We start from the raw sequence: 268 nt of genomic DNA, 5'->3' as shown, positions 1-268 counted from the left end.
TACCCGATCGCGACGGCGTTCGCCGGCAGGGACGGGGGCGACGACACGGGGGATCAGTCGGACTCGGCGGACGACGCCACCGGAACGGAAGGCGGCGATCGGATACGCGAGTTCACGACCCATCGGTCCGGTATCGAAGGCGTGATCGGCGACACGTCGTATCTCGTCGGGAACCTCGACCTGTTCGCGGAGCGGGGATGGACCGTCGACGACGACATCAGGTCTCGGGTCGCCGACGCTCGGGGGTTCGGTCAGCTGCCGGTCGTGA

Annotated in this window: 1 pseudogene; it reads left to right on the top strand. The window is 68.3% G+C overall.

From position 1 onward, the window contains the following. Window positions 1-268 (top strand): annotated as a pseudogene (locus EXE44_RS19060) (cation-transporting P-type ATPase); the annotation flags it as partial.

It is taken from the genome of Halorubrum sp. SS7 (assembly GCF_005435055.1).
Lineage (GTDB): Archaea > Halobacteriota > Halobacteria > Halobacteriales > Haloferacaceae > Halorubrum > Halorubrum salinarum.
Note: the sequence above shows the minus strand (reverse complement) of the source record. Positions and strands in the feature narration are given on the sequence as shown.